Source organism: Streptacidiphilus sp. MAP12-16 (assembly GCF_041262165.1).
In the GTDB taxonomy this organism is placed as follows: Bacteria; Actinomycetota; Actinomycetes; order Streptomycetales; family Streptomycetaceae; genus Streptacidiphilus.
In genome coordinates, this window is the sequence record NZ_JBGCBY010000022.1 from 63,163 (window position 1) to 85,931 (window position 22,769).

Sequence of the window (22,769 nt, forward strand, 5' to 3'; positions counted from 1 at the left end):
CCGCGGGCTAGTCGGGGCAGGGCGGCCGGGCGCCGCTCGACTGGGCGCCCGGTGCTCCGCGACGGTGGGCGACTACTTGTAGACGTCCACCGAGTCGCCGCCGGTGTACTCGCTCAGTGAGATCAGCGCGCCGTCCGGGGTGGTGTAGAGCGCGCCGCCGGAAAAGGTCCAGCCGTTGGTACCGGACGGCAGCGCGCCCAGGACCGTCGACTTGCCCGTCGTCGGGTCCAGCGACACGAAGTGCGGTGAGCCGCTGAAGCTGCCCGTGGACAGGGCGTAGAGCTTGCCGTCCGCCGCTGCGTTCACGAGGACCGCGCCGTGCTGGCTCTCGCCGTTGTACGTCCACAGCGGGTCGCCGGTGGAGAGGTCGTAGGCGACGACCTTTCCTGCCGTGCTGCCCGAGCTGGAGCTGAGGTCGTCAGCACTCTGCACCACCATGGTCTGCCCGGAGAGCGAGATGGCGTTGGTACTCCAGACGGAGCTCGTGTCCAGGCGGACACCCGAGACATTGAGCGGCTTGGGGTTGCCGCTGCCGTCGTACACGTTGACGGTCTCGTTGCCGCTGCTCGACACCGCGGCCACAAGCGGGTTGGCGCCAAGGACGGTGTCGACGTTGACGTGGTCGGTCTCGGTCTTGCGCCACAGCACCTTGCCCGTGGCACCATCTACTGCGCTCAGGGTGTAGGCGGGGCTGGCGTCGGCGCAGTAGTCGTCGACCAGGATGGCTCCCGTCGTCCCCTTGTTCGTCTCATTGCAGTACTGCCCGCGTGGCTGGTAGAGCCAGACCCGCTTGCCCGTCGTGGTGTCGAAGCCCCCGGCCTCGCCGCCGCTCACGACCGTCGCCACCGAGCCCTGGATGTACGTCTGGGCGCTCATCGCCACGGTGTGGCCCGCGCCGGTCAGCGGGATCGTCCAGAGGATCCTGCCGGTCGAGGAGTCGACCCCGGCGAAGACGGTGCAGGAGTTCGGGTCGGTGCCGAAGGCCATGGTGCCGATGCCACCGGTGGTCACCGTCGGGGAGATGGCGCAGGGGACGGAGCCACCACTCGGCGGAGTGATCGTCCAGGCCTTGCTGCCGTCGCTGACGTTGTAGGCGACGACTCCGCCGGCGCTGCTGGCGCGGACGAGAGTCGTGCCGGTAAGCCACGAGCCGACGAGCCGGTCCTCGGAGCCGTTCGCGGTCACCGACCAGACCTTCGCGAGGGTCTTGCCGCCGGGACTGCTGCTGCCGCCGGTCAGCATCACGGTGACGCCGGCGATGGCGGCGAGCACGACCACACCGATGATGATGCCCGCGATGGCGCCGCCGCCGAGCTTCTTCTTCGGGGCGGCCTGCGGGTAGCCAGGGCCGGGGTATCCGCCGTAGCCGGGGGCGCCGGGCACGGGGTAGCCGGGTTGCTGGGGGTAGCCCTGCTGGGGGTAGCCCCCCTGCGGGTAGCCCTGCTGCGGGTAACCCTGCGGAGGGTAGCCGGGTTGGGGTGCGAACGGCGTCGGCGGTGGCGTCTGCGTTGGCGGTGGTGCGTAGCCAGGTTGGGGGTAGCCGTAGCCGCCGTGCTGCACCGACGGGTAGGCCCCCGTCGCCCCGTTAGCGGGCCACGCGGCGGCCTGCGGGGGAAGGGCCTGCGGAGGCGCGCCCTGCGGGGGCGCGGTGGGCGGCGGCATTCCCGGGTTGTACGCCTGCGTGGGCGCGTAGGCGACACCCTCCGCCTGCGGCTGCCCGGCCGGCACCTGCTGCGGCACTTGCTGCTGTGGGGCACGCTGAGATTGCGCGGCGTGCGGCGCGTGCGGCGGTTGCGGGGCGTGCGGCGGTCCGCCCGCGTTGTACGTCTGCGTCGGCGCGTACGCCGCCCCGCCCGCCTGCTGGGGCACGCCCGGCGGGTACATCTCGGTCGGCGCATGGCTCTGCTGCGGCGGGAGCGGAGGTACCGCCTGAGCCGCTGACGCCCCGTCAGCCGCCACTGGTGGCCCGTCCAGGGGGCCGCCAGGACCTGATGGGTTCTCTGTCATCCCCCGCACACCCTTCATCGAAAACACGTCCGCTCGCGGGACATCGTAGAGGGAGGGGCGCACCGGGCAGCATGCGCCACCCGTGGACCCCTCCTCCGTCGCTGTGTCCCGGCCGCCGTTTCCGACTGAGCGTCAGCCCGCTGCCGCCGCCTCCGACTGAGCGTCAGCCCGCTGCCGCCGCTTCCGCCATCGCCGCAGTCGCGTCCCGCTCCTGCGCGCGCAGCGCCCGCGCCAGGTCGTCGCGGCACTCGAGCACCAGCCGCCGCAGCGCCGGCGCCGCGCCCTCGTGCTCGGCCAGCCACAGGTCGGTACGCTCCAGCGTCGCCGCCGTCGTCACCAGGTGCGGGAACAGGCCCTTGACGATCCGTAGGGCGATCTCGATCGAGCGCTCGCCCCAGACCTTCTCCAGGACCTCGAAGTAGGGCTCAGCATAGGGCGCGACCAGCTCCCGCTGGTCCGCCTGCTGGAAGCCGCTGATCCGTGCCTCGACCAGTGCGTTCGGAAGCTCGTCCGAATCCACCACCAGCCGCCACACCTCGGCCTTGGCCTCCGCCGTGGGCCGGGCCGCCAGGCACGTGGTCTGCAGCCGCTTGCCGCTCGCCGTGTCGTCGCGTGCCAGCTCCGCCGCGAGCTCGGCCTCGTCGGCACGGCCGGCCGCGGCAAGCGTCTGCTGCAGCGCCCAGCGCAGTTCCTGGTCGACGTCCAGGCCGTCGATCCGGGCGCTGCCCGCGAGCAGCCCGCTGACCAGCTGCAGGTCGGCCTCGGAACCGGCCGTACCGGCGAAGAAGCGGGCCCAGGCGAGCTGGTGGTCGCCGCCGGGTGCGGCGGATCGGAGCTCGCTCAGCGCGCCCTCGGCGAGCCGCGGCGCCCACTCCGCTCGCGCCGCGGGGGTGAGGTACATGTCGAACGCGGTCTGGGCCTGCTGGTGCAGCGACTGCAGGACGCCGATGTCGCTCTCGCGTCCGGCGAAGCGCAGCACGATGTCCAGGTAGTCGCGGGCCGGCACCAGTCCGTCACGCGTCAGGTTCCACAGGGCGGACCATGCGAGTGCCCGCGCGAGCGGGTCGTCCAGGTCCCCCAACCCCTCCCGCAGCGTCGTGAGTGACGCCTCGTCAAAGCGGATCTTGCAGTACGTCAGGTCCTCGTCGTTGACCAGGACCAACGCCGGCCGCTGCAGCCCCACCAGCTCGGGCACCTCCGTACGTGGCCCGGCGGCGACGTCCAGCTCGACCTTGTGGGTGCGGACCAGTGCGCCCTGCTCGTTCCGGTCGTAGAGCCCCACCGCGACCCGGTGCGGGCGCAGCGCGGGATGCGACTCCGCGGCCTCCTGGAGCACCGCGAACGAGGTGACGGTGCCCGCCGCGTCCGTCACCAGCAGCGGCGTCAGCACGTTGACGCCTGCCGTCTCCAGCCAGGAGCGCGACCACTCGGCCATCGCGTCTGCGCCGCGTCCGGACGTCTCGGCCAGAACTGCGAGCAGGTCCGCCAGCCTGGTGTTCCCGTACGCATGGCGCTTGAAGTACCGCCGCGCGCCCTCGAAGAACGCGTCGCGCCCGACATACGCGACCAACTGCTTCAGCACCGACGCGCCCTTGGCGTAGGTGATGCCGTCGAAGTTCAGCTTGGCGTCCTCCAGGTCGCGGATGTCCGCCGTGACCGGGTGCGTCGTCGGCAGCTGGTCCTGCCGGTAGGCCCACGCCTTCCGCCGGTTGGCGAAGGTGATCCATCCGGCGGCGTACTTGGTCACCTCCACCTGCGCGAACGCGCCCATGAAGTCGGCGAAGGACTCCTTGAGCCAGAGGTCGTCCCACCACTGCATGGTGACCAGGTTGCCGAACCACATGTGCGCCATCTCGTGCAGGATGACGTTCGCCCGGCCCTCGTAGGCGGCCTCGGTCACCTTGGAGCGGAACACGTACTCCTCGCGGAAGGTCAGGCAGCCCGGGTTCTCCATCGCGCCGAGGTTGTACTCGGGCACGAACGCCTGGTCGTACTTTCCGAAGGGGTACGGGTAGTCGAACTCGTCGTGGAAGAAGTCGAGCCCCTGCTTGGTGACCGTGAAGATCTCGTCCGAGTCGAAGTGCTGCGCCAGCGACCTGCGACACATCGCGCCGAGCGGGATCTCCAGTCGGCGGCCGTCCGCCAGCACCCGGCTGTAGTGGTCGCGGTCGACGTGGTACGGCCCGGCGACGACGGCGGTGATGTAGCTGGCGATTCTCGGCGTCGGGGTGAATTCCCAGATCAGGCCGTCGTCGGTGGTCTTCGGGTCGCCACCGGTGGGGGAGTTGGAGAACACCGCCCAGTGCGCCGGCGCGGTCACCGTGAAGGTGAACGGCGCCTTCAGGTCGGGCTGTTCGAAGGTCGCGAATACCCGTCGCGCGTCGGCTGGCTCGTACTGGGTGTAGAGGTAGGTCTCACCGTCCACCGGGTCGGTGAAGCGGTGCAGCCCCTCACCTGAACGGCTGTAGGCGCAGTCCGCCTCGACCACCAGCTCGTTGGTCTCCGCGAGCCCGGCCAGGGCGATCCGCGAGCCGTCGAACACCTCGGCCGGATCCAGTTCGCGGCCGTTGAGTACGACGCTGCGCACGGCCGGGGCCAGCAGGTCGGCAAAGCTGTCGGCACCCGGCTCGGAGCAGCGGAACCGAAGCACCGTACGGGAGCCGAACCTGCCGGCGCCCTGCCCTTCCGCCACCGGCTGTACGGCTGAGCGCAGGTCGAGGTGAACCTCGTAGCCGTCCACGCTGAGGATGCGGGCCCGCTCGCGGGCCTCGTCGCGGGTGAGATTGGTCCCGGGCACTGCGGTACTCCCTACTACTGCACTGCTGCCTCGTGCAGCCGGGTGAGGGTCCCGGCCGTCGAACCGCTGAGCTACCGGGTCGCGGCGCCGCTGGTTCCCGCGCATCCTTTCATGGGCCACCGACTTTCCGAGATACGGGAACGAACCTGGGAATGGACGGGCGGTCGGACGTGTTCGGCTGGACGCACGCGGACACCGCGGCTACGGCTATGCGCCTTGTGCGCCTTGGAGGAACCCCATGTCCGACTCGCTCGGCACTCCCGTGATCGCTGACTTCTGGTTCGACCCGCTGTGCCCCTGGGCCTGGATGACCTCCCGTTGGATGCTGGAGGTCGAGAAGCAGCGCCCGGTGACCACGCGCTGGCACGTGATGAGCCTCGCCGTCCTCAACTCGGACAAGGACATACCGGAGCAGTACCGCGAGTTCCTCAAGGAGGCATGGGGCCCGGTCCGGGTCTGCATCGCCGCCGCGCAGGCGCACGGTGACCAGGTGCTCGGCGCGCTCTACACCGCGCTCGGCACCCGTTTCCACCTGCAGGGCGAGCCGCGCACCAAGGAGACCATCGCCGCCGCCCTGGCCGACGCGGGCCTGCCGGTCGAGCTGGCCGAGGCCGCCGACTCCACGGACTACGACGAGGCCCTGCGTGCCTCCCACAAGGAGGGCATCACCCTGGTCGGCGAGGACGTCGGCACCCCGGTGATCGCCGTTCCCGGTCCGGACGGCGAGCAGGTCGCCTTCTTCGGCCCGGTGGTCACCCCCACTCCGCGCGGCGAGGCCGCTGCCCGGCTGTGGGACGGCACCCTGCTGGTGGCCGCTACCCCCGGCTTCTACGAGATCAAGCGCACCCGCACGGCGGGCCCGTCCTTCGACTGAGCGGGCCAGCAGGCGAGCCGGTCAGGTCCGCACTGCGCGTCGCGGCCCCCGTACGGATCACCGTGCGGGGGCCGCGGTGTGATCGGGACTCGGAGCGGGAGCGGGACTGGAGCAGGAAGAACGGTGCGCCGTCCTGCGTCAAGCATCCAACGCACTGAGCTGCCCTTTTGTCGGGATCGCCATACGCACGCACCGGTTGCAGCCGATAGGTTCACAGGCGTTAACAAGCATTCACGAGCGCCCGCCGGCACGCACGACCCGCGTCCGTACCACCGTCCCGCCCACGCCTCCCCAGGCCCGCCCCCGCGGAGAAGAACCATGAGCCTCGCCACCGCCGCTGTGCGCACCGTCCGCCCCGGCACCGTCCTCGCCGACCTCCTCCCCGCCTCCACCCGGGCCCGCGGCCACGCCCGCGACCTCGCCCTGGTCCTCGGCGGCGCGGCGTTCACCGGCCTGGCCGCCCAGTTCGCCGTGCCCGTTCCCGGCTCGCCGGTCCCGGTCACCGGCCAGACCCTCGCCGCGCTGCTCGTCGGTACCGCCCTCGGCGCCCGCCGCGGTGCCGCCTCCCTTGCCCTGTACCTGCTCGCGGGCCTGGCCGGGCTGCCCTGGTTCGCACAGGGCAGCTCCGGCTCCGGGGCGACCTTCGGCTACATCATCGGTTTCGTCGTCGCCGCCGCCCTCGTCGGTGAGCTCGCCCGCCGCGGCGCGGACCGCAGCCCGCTGCGCACGGCCGGAGCCATGGTGCTCGGCAACCTCGCCATCTACGCCGTCGGCGTCCCCTGTCTCGCCGCGTCCCTGCACGTCTCCCTCGGCACGGCCGCCTCGCTGGGCCTCTACCCCTACCTGATCGGCGACGCTTTGAAGGTCGCCCTCGCGACGGGTCTGCTCCCCGCCGCCTGGAAGCTCGTCGGCCGAAAGGCCTGACAGCACGGCACGGCAGGGACAGCACGGCACTGGGTCGACAGCACGGCACGGGGCGGGGGCCGCCGGAGGGCTGACGGGCAGCCGGGCGTCGCCTCGTGCCACACTGGCGACCATGCGCGTGTACCTGGGATCCGACCATGCCGGATACGAACTCAAGCAGCACCTCGTCCAGTGGCTGAGCAGTGCCGGGCACGAGCCCGTCGACTGCGGTCCGCACATCTACGACTCGGTGGACGACTACCCCCCGTTCATCCTCCGCGCCGCTGAGCGCACCGCCGCAGACCCCGAGGCGCTGGGCATCGTCATCGGCGGTTCCGGCAACGGCGAGGCCATCGCCGCCAACAAGGTCAAGGGCGTCCGTGCCGCCCTGGCCTGGAGCGTCGAGACGGCTTCGCTCGGCCGCGAGCACAACAACGCGAACGTCATCAGCATCGGCGGCCGGATGCACAGCCTGGACGAGGCCACCAAGTTCGTCGAGGTCTTCGTGGGCACCCCGTTCTCGCAGGACGAGCGCCACATCCGCCGCATCGACATGATCAGCGAGTACGAGACCACCGGCGAGCTCCCGCCGGTCCCGGCCCACCACCCCCAGGGCTGACGCGCAGGACCGATCAAACGACCAGAGCCGATGCCTGAAGGCCACACCCTCCACCGCCTCGCCGCCGAGTACCGCAAGGTGTTCGGCGGCGAGTCCGTGCGCGTCTCCAGCCCGCAGGGCCCCTTCGCGCCCGCCGCGATGCGCCTCGACGGGCGCACCCTCACCACTACCGACGCCCACGGCAAGAACCTGTTCCTCGGCTTCCGCGACGTGGGCTGGATCCACATCCACCTCGGCCTCTACGGCAAGGTCCGGCTGGGCGAGGGCCCCGCGCCCGCCCCCACCGGCCAGATCCGGCTGCGCATAGCCACCGACGAGCACTATGCCGACCTGCGCGGGCCTGCCACCTGCGCGCTGATCAGCAGCTTCGACAAGAAGGACGTCCAGCAGCGGCTCGGCCCCGACCCGCTCAGGCCCGCAGACGGGCTGGGCGGCGACCCGATGCCGGCCTGGCAGCGCATCAGCCGCAGCAGCACCACCATCGCCGCCCTGCTCATGGATCAGAAGGTGCTGTCGGGCGTCGGCAACATCTACCGCGCGGAGGTGCTGTTCCGGCAGGGCATCGACCCCCACCTCCCCGGCCGCGAGCTCACCCGCGACCAGTGGGACGCCGTCTGGACCGACCTCGTCGACCTGATGCGGGCCGGCGTGCAGAACGGCTGGATCGACACCGTCCGCCCCGAGCACACTCCGCGGGCGATGGGGCGCGCCCCCCGCGAGGACGCGCACGGCGGCGAGGTGTACGTCTATCGCCGCGCCGCCCAGCGCTGCCTGGTCTGCGGTACGCCGGTCCGTACCGAGACCCATGCCTCCCGCAACCTCTTCTGGTGCCCGACCTGCCAGCCGCCCAGCACCCACGGGGGACGGCCTTAAGGCGTGCAGGGCATGCAGGGCATCCAGGGCGTGCGGTGCCTGTCCAGCCCTAGAACCCCCGGGGCAGCCACGGCGCGATGTCGCTCGCGAAGGCGCGCGACGTCTCCGGAAGCGCCCCGGCGCGCAACTCCTGGACGCGCCCCGCGCCCGCCAGCGCACTCAGCGCGAAACCGCCCAGATAGGCGGCACTCAGCTCACGCACCGTCAGTTGCAGGTCGGCCGCGTCCGTCGTGCGCGCGCACACCGCCCCGTCCGCGTCGCCGCTGAGCCGCCAACGGCCCTCGTTCCAGCGGCAGAACGGGTCGCTGACCTCGAACACCACATCCAGCGGCGTCGCATAGCGCCGCGCCGCCAGCGCCGCCCCCACGTCCACCAGTCGGGCGTGCAGACCGTCCCGGAGGTGCGCCTCGCACCTCCGCACGTCCGACACCAGATGCAGCAGCGGATCGTCCACCGCCAGGTTGCGCGCCGTCACCGTGTCCGTCAGGTCGACGTCGAGCAGGAACCGCCAGAGTGCCGCGTACGCCGCCGGCGTGGCGGCCAGCACCTCGTGCACCACGACCGTCCCGCTCGGGCCGCTGAACTCCCAGTCGGGCCTCACCGCGTAGCGCGCGTACCCGAGCAGGCCCCCGCTTTCCGGGTCCTCCACCAGGACGCAGCCCAGCGGCGTCAGACCGCCGCGCTCCGACGGCGGGTCGAGCAGCGGCTGCCGCTCCCACCCCGGCGGGCGGGCCACCCACCCCGGTCGTGCCGGGCCGACCCGCTCGTACAGCGCCTCGCAGCCCGCCACAGCCTCCGCCGGATCGGCCAGCCGAAGCCGAAGATCCCGCCCGAGGTCCGAATCCAGCCGCACCCGGTGCCGGGGGATGGCCACCCGCATCTGCGCCGCCGCCACGGCATACCCGAACCGCCCGTAGATGCCCGGCTCCGACGCCGTCAGCACTGCCACCGCCTCGCCCCGCTCACGCACGTCGTCCAGCTGGTGCCGCATCATCCTCGTCAGCAGTCCCCGCCGCCGGTGCGTCGGCAGCACTCCCACCATGGTCACGCCCGCGGTCGGAAGCAGCGGCACGCCCCCGGGCAGCGCGAGCCGGAAGCTGAACGCGCCCGCCGCCGCCACCGGCTGCTTCCCGTCGAACACCCCGATCGAGCGGTCCAGTTCGGTGAGTCCCTGCCACAGTTCCCGTTCCTCGGCGGACTCCGGCATACCGCCGAAGGCCCGTTCCAGCATGTCGTACCAGGCGCTCCACTCCTCGGCGGTGATCGTCCGCAGTTCGAGACCAACGGATGAGGAGGGCACAGCGGGCACAGCGGACACAGGGGAGGAGGACGGTTCGCTCATATGCTCTCTCTATCAACAACGACTCGCCGACGCGACCGGATTTTCCGCCCCCTGCATCCGGCCACACGCGCCCCTTGCACGCCCTGTTCCGCGCCGCCGTGCGCGCCTTCCCCCGCGCGCCCCGTTCCGTCTCTTCCCTCGGTCCGGCGTCGACGCGCGGCACGCGCGCTCGGTAGGGTCAGCGGGCATGGCAGGCGGATCGGCCGAGGCACTCCCTCGGGACACTCTCACGGCACGGGGGCGCAGGGCGCTCAACCGGGCCCGCCGGAGGCTGCGCCGATCCGCCGTCGACTACTTTCGCGGTGATGCCTCGGACTGGTTCGCCTTCGGCGGGCTGTTCCTCCTCATCCCTCTGATCACCCTGGCGACCCTCATGGCGCCGTTGTGGTGCCCGCCGACCGCACTGGTCGTCCCGGTGCTCGCGGGAGCCCTGCTGCTCCGCCCGAGCAGCCTGGTCCTCCTCTACGCCGCTGCGGCCTCCGCGCTCGGGGTCGAGTCGGCACTGCTCGGCCCTTTCGGCGGGGGTCCCGGCCGGGTCACTCCTGGCTGCGTGCTGGTCGTCGGCGCAGTCGGCGCGGCGGGCCTGCTGCTCGCCCAACTCCGCAGTCGCGTCGGGGTGCCGTGGCGCGGTGGCGGCACCATGCTGTTCGACCTGCGCGAACGCCTCAAGGTGCAGTCGCAGATCCCCGACCTGCCCGCCGGCTGGCACGCCGAGATGGCCCTGCGCCCGGCCGGGGGCCAGTCGTTCTCCGGTGACTTCCTCGTCGCCGCCCGCACCGGCGACGGCAAGCGCGTGCTGGAGGCGGTCCTCGCGGACGTCTCCGGCAAGGGCATGGACGCCGGTTCCCGCGCCCTGCTCCTCTCCGGCGCCTTCGGCGGCCTGCTCGGCTCCCTGCCGCCGCACGACTTCCTCCCCGCCGCCAACGGCTATCTGCTGCGCCAGGAATGGGAGGAGGGCTTCGCCAGCGCCGTCCACCTCGTCCTGGACCTGGACACGGGCGAGTACGAACTCCTCTCGGCCGGGCACCTTCCCGGTATGCAGCGCTGCATGGGCGCGGGCCACTGGGAGACCAAGGAGGCCGAGGGCCCGCTGCTGGGCATCGTCGACGGCGCGAAGTTCACCGGACTGCGCGGGCGGTTGGCGCGCGGCGACGTCCTGATGCTCTGCACGGACGGGATGGTCGAGGCTCCCGGGCGAGACCTCTCCGAGGGCATGGACAGGCTCATGGGCGAGGCCGACCGGCTCATCGGTTCGACCTTCTCCGGCACCGCCTGGCGGCTCATCGAGACCGTCGCCAAGGACCTCAACGACGATCGTGCACTGCTGCTGATCTGGCGTGAATGACCGCGCTGCAGTGCAGAGTTAGTCACACCTGTACCATCCTCACCAAGATCTCTCGCCGCTCTTCGGCCAAACTCGGCCGAATAAGGATCACCTGGTGAGCTGTCTCCCAGAAGTGCTTTACGGAGCGGGTCGCTCCGGAGACACTGATGGTCGGGCGTGGGGAGGGAGGGGGCAGTGCCGGAGATCGGCGCGGCGGACCGGCCTGCCGGGTGGCCCGGGCCCCGAGCACGTCTGGAACGAGGAAGTGGAACCGAGTGACAACCTTCTCTGTCTCCGCCGTTGTCCTGCTGGGCATTCTCCTGATTGTGTTCATCAGGAACAAGAGCATGAAGCTCGGCTATACGATTCTCGCGGCTTTGTTCGGCTTCTTCCTTGCGAAGACGTCAGCTGCGACACCGATCCAGAGCTTTCTCGACCAGGTCGCCACCACCATCAACAACCTGACGAAGTAGCAGGCCTCAGCTTCAACGCCAGAGCCAGCGCCGCAACATCGCCGACGACGTCAGCGGGGCGACCGTGTCGGGTACCGACACGGGCCCCGGCGTCGCGCCGCCCGCGCCGAGGCTCAGCGGATCGGCGGCCAGCAGGACGAAACAGCGTGCCCAGGCGAGCCGCTCACCCCGCGGCCAGGCCAGTCGCCCCAGCGCCGCCGACGCGGCAGCGACCGGCTCGCCGTTGACCCGTACCTCGGAGACCTCGTCGTCTGCGCGTCCGCCGAAGAAGAACTTCACGCCGTTCAGCGCGGGTTCCGTGAGGTACGGCAGCACCGCGTCGGCGACGGCCGGCAGCAGCTGGTGCTCCGCCACCCAGTCGCCCAACGGCCCGCTGCGGAAACCGAACACGCAGGCCGGCCCCTGCACGGCATGCCATCCGGCCACCCCGCCGACGGCCCCCGGCGCGAAGTGGTCCCCGTGCAGCCCGCGCCGCTCCAGCAGCTCCACCACCGCTGAGGCGGTCGTGGTGCGCCACATCCGCACGGCGTTCTGCAGCCGCTCCTCCTCGGTGCGACCCAGGCCAGCGGTGCAGTCCCACACCACGGGCCCCTCGCCCTCACCAAGCCGCAGCGCGTAGCCGAGGTCGACATGCCCGCTGCCGTGGCCCCCGTGCTCGCGCACCGCCACAGCGGTCGTCCCCGGCCCCCGCACGATCCCGCCGTCGATCTGGAACTCCAGTCCCAGGCACGCCATTTCGCGCACGATGCTGCGCTGTATGACCCTCAGCCGCTGCGGCCCGCGCACGGGGAATCTCCAATTGTGTAGGGGCGGTGAACATTTTCACCGTCCCCGGGAGGGTACCGGCGTTCGACTCCCCTCCGTCACCCCCTACGAGTGCCCTACCGGGTCCGTGGCACAGGTCGGTCAGCGGGCGGTGCGAAGGTCGATGACGAGTCGAAAGCGTTCGAGGACCACCAGGGTGGTGTCCTGCACGGTGAAGGAGGGATCGTCCATCGCCTGCCGCATCTCCTCGCCGTGCCAGAACTCCTCGTGGTCCCTCCTCCACTCGGCCACCGTGGTGTGCCCCTCGCCCTCGTCGCGGGCGTGGGCGATGTCGACCTCGTTCAGGGGCACCACGCGCACACCGGTCACCTCGATGACCGCGACGGGACGGTCGTCGGAGTCGACCACCACCGCGCGCCGGCCGACCTCGGGCAGCGCCTCCTGGCCGTGCTCGTAATCGGCGACCAGCCCAGTCGTGGAGGTCTTGGACCCGTCCAGGATCGCCGCGACGAGCTGGTCGCGCAGCGGTCCGGGAAAGGCGAACTCGGCCTTGGGCAGCGAAGAGGCGTCCACGGACGCGGCGGGAGCGGGATCGGTAGTCACCCGGCGACCCTAACGACACTGAGGCCCAGGTCAGGAATCATTTTCCTGACCTGGGCCTCAGTCGTGTGAGCGGGCGACGGGAATCGAACCCGCGTAGCTAGTTTGGAAGACTAGGGCTCTACCATTGAGCTACGCCCGCAGAGCGCGCCGGTGCAGCACGTTCGGGGCACAGCCTAGCGGACCGGATCGGGCGGACGCACACCGGTTGACGGTGTCGCGGAAGATCGCGGGGACGCGGGGGAAAACCGGCTGGGGCCGGGTGATGAGCATGTACGCTACGTGTCGTCCAGAGAGTGGGCGGCGCGGGGTGTGGCGCAGTTTGGTAGCGCGTCCGCTTTGGGAGCGGAAGGTCGTCGGTTCGAATCCGGTCACCCCGACCAGTACAGCAGCCAGGTCACAGAGCCGCGCATCCCCGTCCCGAGCGGAGGGGATGCGCGGCTCTGTCCTTGTCCGGGTCCTTGTCCGGCCGGGCGGACCCGTCGATCGTCAACCTCGCGCCGCCGTCCGTCGGCCATCGGTTCCGCGTTGACGCCGCCTCCGTCGGGGTGGTCTACGTCGCCTTCCTGGTCCTCGCCGGGACCAATGCAGATTGTGGTACCGGTAGGATGGACCGCTGGCGGTTGTCCACGTGGCATGTCCCTCGGGATCTGCAGCTCAGGCCGACCGCCCGAGGGCGAGGAGCGAGCTCACCGTCCGATCCACCCGGCGGGCGATGTCGCCTCTGACCTATCTCCCGTCTCGCCGTGCCGCAGGCTCCCACCTCTGGCCCGGCGGACACCCCGACCGCAAGCCCCCAAGGAGACCCAACCGTGAAGAGCGCCGTGGAGACTCTGAACCCGACCCGGGTTCGACTCACCGTCGAGGTGCCCTTCGAGGAGCTCAAGCCCAGCCTCGACGCGGCGTACAAGAAGATCAACCAGCAGGTCACGGTTCCGGGCTTCCGCAAGGGCAAGATCCCGGCTCGCGTCATCGACCAGCGCTTCGGCCGTGCCGCAGTGCTGGAAGAGGCCGTCAACGACGCGCTGCCGCGTTTCTACACCCAGGCCGTGGACGAGGGAAAGATCGACGTCCTCGGCCAGCCGGAGATCAGCGACCTCGAGGGCATCGAGAAGATCGCGGACGGCGGCGACCTGAAGTTCACCGCCGAGGTGGACATCCGCCCGGAGATCACCCTCCCGGACTTCACCGGCATCGAGGTCGAGGTCGACCCGATCGCTGTGTCCGACGAGGACATCGAGGAGAGCCTGAACCAGCTCCGCGACCGCTTCGCCTCGCTCAAGACCGTCGAGCGCGCCGCCGCAGCCGGCGACGTCGTCGTGGTCGACCTCGAGGCCAAGGTCGACGGTGAGGTCCCCGAGGACGGCACCGCCACCGGCGTCAGCTACGAGATCGGCTCCGGCCGCCTCCTCGACGGCATCGACGAGGCCGTCACCGGCCTGGAGGCCGGCGCCACCGCGACCTTCACCACCGAGCTCAAGGGCGGCACCGCCGAGGGCAAGGACTCCGAGGTCACGGTCAGCCTGACCACCGTGCAGGAGAAGGAACTCCCGGCCCTGGACGACGACTTCGCCCAGCTCGCCAGCGAGTTCGACACCCTGGACGAGCTCAAGGACGACTCCCGCAAGCGGCTCGTCCGGATGAAGGAGTTCGACCAGGCCACCCAGGCCCAGGAGCGGGTGCTCGACAAGCTCATGGAGCTCGTCGACATGCCGTACCCGGAGAAGCTGCTCGCGGACGAGGTCGAGACCCGCAAGCACAACCTGGAGCACCACCAGCTGCCGCAGATGGGCATCGACCTGGACGGCTACCTCCAGCTCCAGGGCAAGACCGCCGAGGAGTTCGAGGCCGAGCTCGTCGAGCAGGCCAAGAAGGGCATCAAGACCCAGTTCGTCCTTGACGCGATCGCGTCCAAGGAGGAGCTCGCGGTGAGCCAGGAGGAGCTCACCGAGCACCTGCTGCGCCGCGCCGCCGGTTCCGGCATGACCCCGGACCAGTTCGCCCAGCAGGTCGTCGAGGGTGGCCAGGTGCCGCTGCTCGTCGGTGAGGTCGTCCGTGGAAAGGCGCTTGCCGTAGTCGTCGAGGCCGCCAAGGTCGTCGACACCGAGGGCAACGTCGTCGACTTCGAGGACGACGAGGACGAGGTCGAGGAGGCCGCCGAGGTCGCCGCCAAGGCCGCGAACGAGGCCCCCGAGACCGTCGAGCCCTGATCCGCAGGCAGCCGTAGGCAGTACTGAGCGAGGGGCCCGGACGCGCTGCGCGTCCGGGCCCCTCGTCGTCGTTTTGTGCACGATGGTGACCCTGCGCTCACAGCGAACAGTTCTGTGTAGGGGATGGCCAGGCCCCGCCTGCGCGTTAGGGTCCTTGGTACGAGGGGCAGGGTGACTGTCGGTCCATCAGGGTCAGCGCCTACCGACCTTCGACCGAGCTTCCTTCGTAAGAGACGCAGTGACGGCGGACGATCAGCCGTCCGAAGACAATGAGCGGGTGGATACGTGACGACTCCCCAGTTCCAGATGCCCGGCCAGCCTCACATGTCAGGGGCGCTGGCTCCCCACGCAGCCGGTGAGATCGGCGGCGGCGGTCTGGGTGACCAGGTCTACAACCGTCTGCTCAACGAGCGCATCATCTTCCTCGGCCAGCAGGTCGACGACGAGATCGCCAACAAGATCACGGCTCAGCTGCTGCTGCTCGCGGCCGACCCGGACCGCGACATCTACCTCTACATCAACTCGCCCGGCGGCTCGGTCACCGCGGGCATGGCGATCTACGACACCATGCAGTACATCAAGAACGACGTGGTGACCATCGCCATGGGCATGGCCGCCTCCATGGGCCAGTTCCTGCTGACGGCGGGTGCCAAGGGCAAGCGCTTCTCGCTTCCCAACGCCGAGATCCTGATGCACCAGCCCTCGGCCGGCCTCGGCGGCTCGGCGACCGACATCCGCATCCAGGCGCAGCAGCTGGTCCGCCTGAAGCACCGGATGTCCGAGCTGATCGCCCAGCACAGCGGGCAGACCACCGAGCAGATCATCAAGGACTCCGACCGGGACCGCTGGTTCCGACCGGAGGAGGCCAAGGAGTACGGCCTGATCGACGCCATCATGCACAGCGCCGCGGACGTCCCCGGCGGCGGCGGCACGGGCGCCTGACCGCCCGTAGTCAACGACCGTCAAACGACCACAGTCCGTACGCTTCCGGAGGCACACCGTTATGAACATCCCCAGCCTGTCCAGCGCCCGTGAGCGCGTGACGGACATGCGCGCCGAGGGCCGCTACATCATCCCGCGCTTCGTCGAGCGCACCTCGCAGGGCGTCCGTGAGTACGACCCGTACGCGAAGCTGTTCGAGGAGCGCATCATCTTCCTGGGCTCCCAGGTGGACGACGTTTCCGCGAACGACATCATGGCGCAGCTGATCTGCCTGGAGTCGATGGACCCGGACCGGGACATCAATATCTACATCAACTCGCCCGGCGGCTCCTTCACGGCGCTGACCGCGATCTACGACACCATGCAGTTCGTGAAGCCCGACGTGGCGACGGTCTGCATGGGCCAGGCGGCGTCCGCCGCCGCCGTGCTGCTCGCCGCCGGCGCCCCGGGCAAGCGGATGGCGCTTCCCAACGCCCGGATCCTGATCCACCAGCCGTACACCGAGACCGGCCGCGGCCAGGTGTCCGACCTGGAGATCCAGGCGAACGAGATCCAGCGGATGCGCGAGCAGCTGGAGGAGATGCTGTCGAAGCACTCCAACCAGACCGCGCAGCAGATCAGCGAGGACATCGAGCGCGACAAGATCCTCACCGCCGCCGAGGCGCTGGAGTACGGGCTGATCGATGCGATCACCTCGACGCGCAAGAGCTCGCTGAACGACTGAGCCGAGGCTCACTGAGACGAGTACCACGCGGGCCGTTGGCCCCCGGCTCTTGGAGCGGGGGCCCCGGCCTGGCACCATCGGTGGTACCGACTGTGCACCACTCGCCCCTGTCCTGAAACGGCGTGGTGGTGCCGAACGGGCTTCACAGTCTCCTCCCGGCACCTCGGCCGTATCCGCCGCCGTATTCGCCCAGGGCGGAAGAGGGAAGACCGCCGAACGCGGCGGATCGGGGGTCCTGACGGAGTACCGTCGGAAACCAAGACCAGGCTCCGGCCCCCACGGAGCCTTTGGCGAAGGGGAAGCACCTCGTGGCACGCATCGGTGACGGTGGCGACCTGCTCAAGTGCTCGTTCTGCGGGAAGAGCCAGAAGCAGGTGAAGAAGCTCATTGCCGGGCCCGGCGTGTACATCTGCGACGAGTGCATCGACCTGTGCAACGAGATCATCGAAGAGGAGCTCGCAGAGACCTCGGAGGTGAGGTTCGAGGAGCTGCCCAAGCCCCGAGAGATCTACGAGTTCCTCGACGGGTACGTGGTGGGCCAGGAGGCGGCGAAGAAGTCGCTCTCGGTGGCCGTCTACAACCACTACAAGCGCGTGCAGGCGGGTGAGAACGGCAAGCACGGCCGCGACGAGGGCATCGAGCTGGCCAAGTCCAATATCCTGCTGCTGGGCCCGACCGGCTCCGGCAAGACCCTCCTCGCGCAGACCCTGGCCCGGATGCTGAACGTGCCGTTCGCCATCGCGGACGCCACGGCGCTGACCGAGGCCGGCTACGTCGGCGAGGACGTCGAGAACATCCTGCTGAAGCTGATCCAGGCCGCTGACTACGACGTCAAGAAGGCCGAGACCGGGATCATCTACATCGACGAGATCGACAAGGTGGCTCGCAAGAGCGAGAACCCCTCGATCACCCGCGATGTCTCCGGCGAGGGCGTCCAGCAGGCCCTGCTGAAGATCCTGGAGGGGACCACCGCCTCGGTGCCGCCGCAGGGCGGCCGCAAGCACCCGCACCAGGAGTTCATCCAGATCGACACGACGAACGTGCTGTTCATCGTGGGTGGCGCCTTCTCCGGCCTGGAGCGGATCATCGAGTCCCGGGCCGGCAAGAAGGGCATCGGTTTTGGTGCGACCATCCGCAGCAAGCACGAGATCGAGTCCAGTGACCAGTTCCGCGCGGTCATGCCGGAGGACCTGGTCAAGTTCGGAATGATCCCGGAGTTCATCGGCCGCCTCCCGGTCATCACCAGCGTCCACAACCTGGACCGGGACGCGCTGCTGCAGATCCTCACCGAGCCGAAGAACGCGCTGGTCAAGCAGTACCGGCGACTGTTCGAGCTGGACGGGGTGGAGCTGGAGTTCACCGACACCGCGCTGGACGCCATCGCCGACCAGGCCATCAAGCGCTCCACCGGCGCGCGCGGGCTGCGCGCCATCATGGAGGAGGTGCTGATGTCGGTGATGTACGAGGTGCCGTCGCGCAAGGACGTCGCCCGCGTGGTGGTCACCGAGGACGTCGTCCTGGAGCACGTCAACCCGACGCTGGTGCCACGCGACCTGCGCACCCAGCGCGAGCGCCGCGAGAAGTCGGCTTAGACCGGTCGGTCTTCGTCGCAGGACAGGTTCTGTCGAGGAGCCCCACCCCCCGAACCGGGGGTGGGGCTCCCTGCGTTCGGCCTCGGCCCCGCGGTCAGCCCTTGGTCACCGGAACCGAGTTGATGACCACGTTGTCCTTGGGCTTGCCGTCGGGGGTGCCGGTCGCGGTGCCGTCCTTGGCGATGTGCTGCAGGATGTCCAGGCCGGAGGTGATGGTGCCGAAGGGCGTGTAGGCGGGGGACAGCTGGCTGTCCTGGTACACCAGGAAGAACTGCGAACCATTGGTGTTGGGGCCGGAGTTGGCCATCGCGACGGTCCCTGCCGGGTAGGTGCCCTTCTGCACGGCGGGGTCGGTCAGGTACTCGTCGGCGAATGTGTAGCCGGGCCCGCCGCTGCCGGTCGCGGTCGGGTCGCCGCACTGCAGGACGTAGATGCCGCTGGTGGTGAGCCGGTGGCAGGTGGTGTGGTCGAAGTACGCCTGCTGGGCCAGGAAGACGAAGCTGTTCACGGTCTTCGGCGCGTTCTTGGCGTCGAGTTTGATGCCGATGTCACCGCAGGAGGTCTTCAGCGTGGCCGAGTACGCGGCCGCGGTGTCGATGGTCATGGCCGGTGGGCTGGACCACTGCTTGCCGTTGGGACTGCCCGAAGCCGCACCGGTGCAGAAGGAGGCGGAAGACGAGGACGAGGAGGAGGCTGAGGAGGACGCGGAGGTGGGGCGGACCGCGTAGGCGATACCGCCGCCGACCACGGCGACCACGACGGCGCCGGACACCCAGAGCAGCGTCTTCCGCCGCCTGGCCTTCGCCTTCTCCGCCGCCCGCAGCTCCTCGATCCGGGCCCGCCGGGCCGTGTTCCGCTCCGCAGGGGTGCCGTCGGGGCCGCCGTCCGGGGTGGTGCCGTCCTTGCCGCCGCCGTCGCTCACCTGGGCTCCTCCTGTCGTGCACGCTGCCTCACAGCCGACAGTTGACCAGAGGTGGCCCGGCTGGGCGGAGGAGGCGCGGCCGACGCGAAGGGCCCCGCACCCGAGTGGGTGCGGGGCCCGGGAGCGGCGCGGCCGTTACTTCTTGACCTCCATCACCGTGCGCAGCGCGATGGTCTTGGCCGCGAGCGCCGAGAGGTCGGGGGTCGCCGTTGTCCCGTCCACCTTGGGCATCTGCATGAGGATGTTCATCGTGCTGTTGTCGGCCCAGACGCACATGGGGATGGTGACAGTGCTGTCGCTCATCACCGCGCACCTCATCGCGCCGCCCAGCGAGCCGGGGTTCTCGTCCGTCTTCTGGCTGATCTTCGGGCCGTTGGCACCGGCGGTGAACTGCGAGAAGGCCAGGTCGAGCTGGACCGAGGGGACGGCGAGGCCGCCGTAGAGACCGTAGCTCACATAGGCAGGCAGGCCGCTGGAGCCGCCGTAGACCGCAGTCACCGGGGTCTGACCCGCCGCGCTCACCTTGCTGTTGGCGGAGGAGAGCGAGTTGCCGATGGCGTTGTTGGTGGTCAGCTGCTGGCCGTCGAAGGCGGCCGGCGGGACCAGCTTGTACTTGCCCATCTGGGACGCCTGGTCGAAGACGAAGTAGGCGACGGAGCCGCCGACGGCGACGATGACCGCGGCGACGATGCCCAGCGCGATCTTCAGGCCCTTGCGGCTCTTCTTCGGCGGCAGGGGCTGGGCGTAGCCGGCCCAGGCGGCGTTGGGGTCCTCGAACGGGGCTCCGGGCTGCGGGGGCACCTGGCCGTAACCGGGCTGGCCGTACGCCTGCTGAGGCTGGCCGTAACCCTGCTCGGGCTGGCCGTAACCGGGCTGGCCGTACGCCTGCTGAGGCTGGCCGTAACCCTGCTCGGGCTGGCCGTACGCCTGCTGAGGCTGGCCGTAGGGGGCCGGGGCGGGGTGACCGAAGGGGTCGGCCTGGCCGGAGTTGTCCTCGGCAGGCGGCGGGTACATCGACATAGTCGAACATAAGACCAGCATCAAAGCTTCGATGTCCATCGGATTCCGGCCACCGGCCCGTTTCGATGGCCTTCGTCCACCGGATGGAAAGCCGTTCGTGACCACGGCCGCAGGCTCGTAAACTGTGCGTCGTGACCGACACGAACCAGCGCCCCGACAACTCCGGGGACCACAGCGCCGCCGAGACCCTGCCGACCCAGTACACCCCGGCGGAGGTAGAGGGTCCGCTGTACGAGCGCTGGGTCGAGCGCGGTTACTTCGAGGCCGACGCCAAGAGCGACAAGCCGCCGTACACCATCGTCATCCCCCCGCCGAACGTCACCGGCAGCCTGCACCTCGGCCATGCCTTCGAGCACACCATCATCGACTCGCTGACGCGCCGTAAGCGGATGCAGGGCTACGAGGTGCTGTGGCAGCCGGGTATGGACCACGCCGGGATCGCGACCCAGAACGTCGTCGAGCGCGAGCTCGCCAAGGAGGGCAAGTCCCGCCACGACCTCGGCCGCGAAGCGTTCGTGGAGAAGGTCTGGCAGTGGAAGGCCGAGTCCGGTGGCCAGATCTCCGGGCAGATGCGCCGTCTCGGCGACGGCGTCGACTGGTCGCGTGAGCGCTTCACCATGGACGAGGGCCTGTCCCAGGCAGTCCAGACCATCTTCAAGAAGCTCTACGACGACGAGCTGATCTACCGCGCCGAGCGCATCATCAACTGGTGTCCGCGCTGCCTGACCGCGATCTCCGACATCGAGGTCGAGTACCAGGACGACGACGGCGAACTCGTCTCCATCCGCTACGGGTCCGAGGCGGACGGGGTCGTCGTCGCGACCACCCGCGCCGAGACGATGCTCGGCGACACCGCCGTCGCGGTTCACCCCGACGACGAGCGTTACCGGCACCTCGTCGGCACCGAGATCGAGCTGCCGCTGACGGGCCGTCGCATCCCGATCGTCGCCGACGCGCATGTGGACCCCGAGTTCGGCACCGGCGCAGTCAAGGTGACGCCCGCTCACGACCCCAACGACTTCGAGATCGGCCGGCGGCACGACCTGCCGAGCATCACCGTGCTCGACGAGCACGGGGTGATCACCGTCCACGGCCCGTTCCTCGGCCTGGACCGTTTCGAGGCCCGCTCCACGATCGTCGGTGCGCTGCGCGCCGAGGGGCGCATCGTCGCCGAGAAGCGTCCCTACACCCACAGCGTCGGCCACTGTTCGCGCTGCAAGACCACCATCGAGCCGCGCCTCTCGCTGCAGTGGTGGGTCAAGGTCGGACCGCTCGCCCAGGCCGCCGGCGACGCGGTCCGCGACGGCCGGGTCCAGATTCACCCCAAGGAGATGGAGTCCCGCTACTTCGGCTGGGTCGACAACCTGCACGACTGGTGCATTTCGCGCCAGCTCTGGTGGGGCCACCGCATCCCGGTCTGGTACGGCCCGAATGGCGAGGTCGTCTGCGTCGGTCCCGACGACGAGATCCCGACCGGCGAGGGCTGGACCCAGGACACCGACGTCCTCGACACCTGGTTCTCCTCCGGTCTGTGGCCGTTCTCCACTCTGGGCTGGCCGGAGCAGACCCCGAGCCTGGAGAAGTTCTTCCCCACCTCGGTCCTGGTCACCGGCTACGACATCCTCTTCTTCTGGGTCGCCCGGATGATGATGTTCGGCCTGTACGCGATGGACGGAACGCCGCCGTTCCACACCATCGCCCTGCACGGGATGGTCCGCGACCAGTTCGGCAAGAAGATGTCGAAGTCCTTCGGCAACGCGGTCAACCCGCTGGACTGGATGGACGCCTACGGTTCGGACGCGGTCCGGTTCACGCTGGCGCGCGGTGCCAATCCGGGCACGGACGTCCCGATCGGTGAGGACTGGGTCCAGGGCTCGCGCAACTTCTGCAACAAGGTCTGGAACGCCACCCGCTTCGCGCTGATGAACGGCGCGACTCTGGACGGGCCGCTCCCGGCCGCCGAGGAGCTGACGGCCGCCGACCGCTGGATCCTGTCGCGCCTCAACGCGACCGTCGCCGAGGTGGACGCCCTCTACGACGACTACCAGTTCGCCAAGCTCAGCGATGCCCTGTTCCACTTCGCCTGGGACGAGGTCTTCGACTGGTACGTCGAGCTGTCGAAGGCGACGCTGATCGCGGGCGGCCCGCAGGCCGAGGCGACGCGCCGGGTCCTCGGCGAGGTGCTGGAGGTCACCCTGCGGCTGCTGCACCCGGTGATTCCCTTCGTCACCGACACCCTGTGGACGACGCTGACCGGACGCGAGTCCGTCGTCGTCGCCGACTGGCCGGTCGCCGACGCGGCTCGCCGCGACGTGGCCGCCGAACGGGAGATCGAGACGCTCCAGCAGGTGGTCACCGAGATCCGCCGGTTCCGTGCCGACCAGGGCCTCAACCCCGGCCAGAAGGTTCCGGCGCAGCTCGACCTGACGGGGACGGCGCTCACGGCGCACGAGGCGGCGCTGCGCTCAGTCGCGAAGCTCCAGCCCGCCGGGGACGGCTTCCACGCCACCGCCACCCTCCCGGTCGCCGGCGCCATCGTGGCGCTGGACCTGTCCGGCACCATCGACGTCGTCGCCGAGCGCAAGCGCCTGGCGAAGGACCTCGCCACGGCCGAGAAGGAGCTCGCGCAGGCGCGGGCGAAGCTGGCCAACGACGCGTTCCTCGCCAAGGCGGCCCCGGCGGCGGTGGAGAAGATCCACGCCCGCCAGGCCAAGGCCGAGTCCGACATCACCCGCCTCACCGCCCAGCTCGCGGCCCTGCCCGAGGCCTGAGCCGAGAGCTG

18 protein-coding genes and 2 tRNA genes are annotated in these 22,769 nt (G+C 70.0%); 12 read left to right on the top strand and 8 right to left on the bottom strand.

Annotated features, from left to right (window positions below; genetic code table 11):
• Window positions 1-72 precede the first annotated feature (72 nt).
• Entirely contained in the window at window positions 73-1,869 is a 1,797-nt protein-coding gene (locus ABIA33_RS26370) for a PQQ-binding-like beta-propeller repeat protein (protein ID WP_370085008.1), read from the bottom strand.
• Between the two features lie 301 nt (window positions 1,870-2,170).
• A complete protein-coding gene (pepN, locus tag ABIA33_RS26375; protein WP_370085009.1) occupies window positions 2,171-4,804 on the bottom strand; it encodes an aminopeptidase N in 2,634 nt (877 codons plus the stop codon).
• Window positions 4,805-5,042: 238 nt separating this feature from the next.
• On the opposite strand from pepN, the gene ABIA33_RS26380 reads away from it, so the two are divergent.
• The 4 genes from ABIA33_RS26380 (at window position 5,043) to ABIA33_RS26395 (ending at window position 8,073) form a co-directional block, all read left to right on the top strand.
• Entirely contained in the window at window positions 5,043-5,678 is a 636-nt protein-coding gene (locus ABIA33_RS26380) for a DsbA family protein (RefSeq protein WP_370085010.1), read from the top strand.
• A gap of 318 nt (window positions 5,679-5,996) precedes the next feature.
• Window positions 5,997-6,602 carry a biotin transporter BioY gene (locus ABIA33_RS26385; protein ID WP_370085012.1) on the top strand — a complete coding sequence of 202 codons (606 nt, stop codon included), beginning with the start codon at window positions 5,997-5,999 and terminating at the stop codon, window positions 6,600-6,602.
• Between the two features lie 112 nt (window positions 6,603-6,714).
• Window positions 6,715-7,200: a ribose-5-phosphate isomerase gene (locus ABIA33_RS26390; protein ID WP_370085014.1), complete on the top strand. Its 486-nt coding sequence runs from the start codon at window positions 6,715-6,717 to the stop codon at window positions 7,198-7,200.
• A gap of 30 nt (window positions 7,201-7,230) precedes the next feature.
• Window positions 7,231-8,073, top strand: a complete 843-nt coding sequence (locus ABIA33_RS26395; RefSeq protein WP_370085015.1) for an Fpg/Nei family DNA glycosylase — start codon at window positions 7,231-7,233, stop codon at window positions 8,071-8,073.
• 49 nt (window positions 8,074-8,122) lie between these two features.
• Here the strand turns inward: ABIA33_RS26395 and ABIA33_RS26400 are convergent, their stop codons facing one another.
• Complete coding sequence (locus ABIA33_RS26400) at window positions 8,123-9,415, bottom strand: GNAT family N-acetyltransferase (protein WP_370085016.1); 1,293 nt, start codon at window positions 9,413-9,415, stop codon at window positions 8,123-8,125.
• Window positions 9,416-9,602: 187 nt separating this feature from the next.
• Between ABIA33_RS26400 and ABIA33_RS26405 the strand changes: the two genes are divergently transcribed.
• Both ABIA33_RS26405 and ABIA33_RS26410 read left to right on the top strand, forming a co-directional pair.
• Window positions 9,603-10,760 (top strand): PP2C family protein-serine/threonine phosphatase, encoded by a 1,158-nt coding sequence (locus ABIA33_RS26405; RefSeq protein WP_370085018.1) that lies wholly within the window; start codon window positions 9,603-9,605, stop codon window positions 10,758-10,760.
• Window positions 10,761-11,014: 254 nt separating this feature from the next.
• Window positions 11,015-11,212 (top strand): hypothetical protein, encoded by a 198-nt coding sequence (locus ABIA33_RS26410; protein ID WP_370085019.1) that lies wholly within the window; start codon window positions 11,015-11,017, stop codon window positions 11,210-11,212.
• Between the two features lie 12 nt (window positions 11,213-11,224).
• On the opposite strand, the gene ABIA33_RS26415 is transcribed toward ABIA33_RS26410, so the two are convergent.
• From ABIA33_RS26415 to ABIA33_RS26425, 3 genes are all read right to left on the bottom strand, one after another.
• Window positions 11,225-11,947, bottom strand: a complete 723-nt coding sequence (locus ABIA33_RS26415) for a DUF6348 family protein (RefSeq protein ID WP_370085020.1) — start codon at window positions 11,945-11,947, stop codon at window positions 11,225-11,227.
• A gap of 171 nt (window positions 11,948-12,118) precedes the next feature.
• Window positions 12,119-12,580: an ASCH domain-containing protein gene (locus ABIA33_RS26420; protein WP_370085021.1), complete on the bottom strand. Its 462-nt coding sequence runs from the start codon at window positions 12,578-12,580 to the stop codon at window positions 12,119-12,121.
• A gap of 68 nt (window positions 12,581-12,648) precedes the next feature.
• Window positions 12,649-12,719, bottom strand: a tRNA-Gly gene (locus tag ABIA33_RS26425).
• A 164-nt stretch (window positions 12,720-12,883) separates the two neighbouring features.
• Here ABIA33_RS26425 and ABIA33_RS26430 point away from each other — a divergent pair.
• From ABIA33_RS26430 to clpX, 5 genes are all read left to right on the top strand, one after another.
• Window positions 12,884-12,960 (top strand) — tRNA-Pro (locus ABIA33_RS26430).
• A 429-nt stretch (window positions 12,961-13,389) separates the two neighbouring features.
• Window positions 13,390-14,787 carry a trigger factor gene (gene tig / locus ABIA33_RS26435; RefSeq protein ID WP_370085022.1) on the top strand — a complete coding sequence of 466 codons (1,398 nt, stop codon included), beginning with the start codon at window positions 13,390-13,392 and terminating at the stop codon, window positions 14,785-14,787.
• 324 nt (window positions 14,788-15,111) lie between these two features.
• Window positions 15,112-15,729, top strand: a complete 618-nt coding sequence (locus tag ABIA33_RS26440; protein ID WP_370085096.1) for an ATP-dependent Clp protease proteolytic subunit — start codon at window positions 15,112-15,114, stop codon at window positions 15,727-15,729.
• 61 nt (window positions 15,730-15,790) lie between these two features.
• On the top strand, window positions 15,791-16,453 hold the full coding sequence (locus tag ABIA33_RS26445; RefSeq protein WP_370085023.1) for an ATP-dependent Clp protease proteolytic subunit: 663 nt from the start codon (window positions 15,791-15,793) through the stop codon (window positions 16,451-16,453).
• 308 nt (window positions 16,454-16,761) lie between these two features.
• Window positions 16,762-18,045 carry an ATP-dependent Clp protease ATP-binding subunit ClpX gene (clpX, locus tag ABIA33_RS26450; RefSeq protein WP_370085025.1) on the top strand — a complete coding sequence of 428 codons (1,284 nt, stop codon included), beginning with the start codon at window positions 16,762-16,764 and terminating at the stop codon, window positions 18,043-18,045.
• A gap of 94 nt (window positions 18,046-18,139) precedes the next feature.
• On the opposite strand, the gene ABIA33_RS26455 is transcribed toward clpX, so the two are convergent.
• Together ABIA33_RS26455 and ABIA33_RS26460 are read right to left on the bottom strand one after the other, a co-directional pair.
• Window positions 18,140-18,967 (bottom strand): peptidylprolyl isomerase, encoded by an 828-nt coding sequence (locus tag ABIA33_RS26455; RefSeq protein ID WP_370085026.1) that lies wholly within the window; start codon window positions 18,965-18,967, stop codon window positions 18,140-18,142.
• 135 nt (window positions 18,968-19,102) lie between these two features.
• On the bottom strand, window positions 19,103-19,981 hold the full coding sequence (locus tag ABIA33_RS26460) for a hypothetical protein (protein ID WP_370085028.1): 879 nt from the start codon (window positions 19,979-19,981) through the stop codon (window positions 19,103-19,105).
• A gap of 137 nt (window positions 19,982-20,118) precedes the next feature.
• Here ABIA33_RS26460 and ABIA33_RS26465 point away from each other — a divergent pair, with 137 nt between their 5' ends.
• Complete coding sequence (locus ABIA33_RS26465; RefSeq protein WP_370085030.1) at window positions 20,119-22,758, top strand: valine--tRNA ligase; 2,640 nt, start codon at window positions 20,119-20,121, stop codon at window positions 22,756-22,758.
• Window positions 22,759-22,769 lie beyond the last annotated feature (11 nt).

What these genes read in the sequence shown, in the direction of transcription:
- ABIA33_RS26380 (WP_370085010.1), top strand. Translation starts at nt 5,043, where the DNA reads ATGTCCGACTCGCTCGGCACTCCCGTGATCGCTGACTTCTGGTTCGAC.
- ABIA33_RS26385 (WP_370085012.1), top strand. Translation starts at nt 5,997, where the DNA reads ATGAGCCTCGCCACCGCCGCTGTGCGCACCGTCCGCCCCGGCACCGTC.
- ABIA33_RS26390 (WP_370085014.1), top strand. Translation starts at nt 6,715, where the DNA reads ATGCGCGTGTACCTGGGATCCGACCATGCCGGATACGAACTCAAGCAG.
- ABIA33_RS26395 (WP_370085015.1), top strand. Translation starts at nt 7,231, where the DNA reads ATGCCTGAAGGCCACACCCTCCACCGCCTCGCCGCCGAGTACCGCAAG.
- ABIA33_RS26400 (WP_370085016.1), bottom strand. Translation starts at nt 9,415, where the DNA reads ATGAGCGAACCGTCCTCCTCCCCTGTGTCCGCTGTGCCCGCTGTGCCC.
- ABIA33_RS26405 (WP_370085018.1), top strand. Translation starts at nt 9,603, where the DNA reads ATGGCAGGCGGATCGGCCGAGGCACTCCCTCGGGACACTCTCACGGCA.
- ABIA33_RS26415 (WP_370085020.1), bottom strand. Translation starts at nt 11,947, where the DNA reads ATGGCGTGCCTGGGACTGGAGTTCCAGATCGACGGCGGGATCGTGCGG.
- ABIA33_RS26440 (WP_370085096.1), top strand. Translation starts at nt 15,112, where the DNA reads ATGTCAGGGGCGCTGGCTCCCCACGCAGCCGGTGAGATCGGCGGCGGC.
- ABIA33_RS26445 (WP_370085023.1), top strand. Translation starts at nt 15,791, where the DNA reads ATGAACATCCCCAGCCTGTCCAGCGCCCGTGAGCGCGTGACGGACATG.
- ABIA33_RS26460 (WP_370085028.1), bottom strand. Translation starts at nt 19,981, where the DNA reads ATGTACCCGCCGCCTGCCGAGGACAACTCCGGCCAGGCCGACCCCTTC.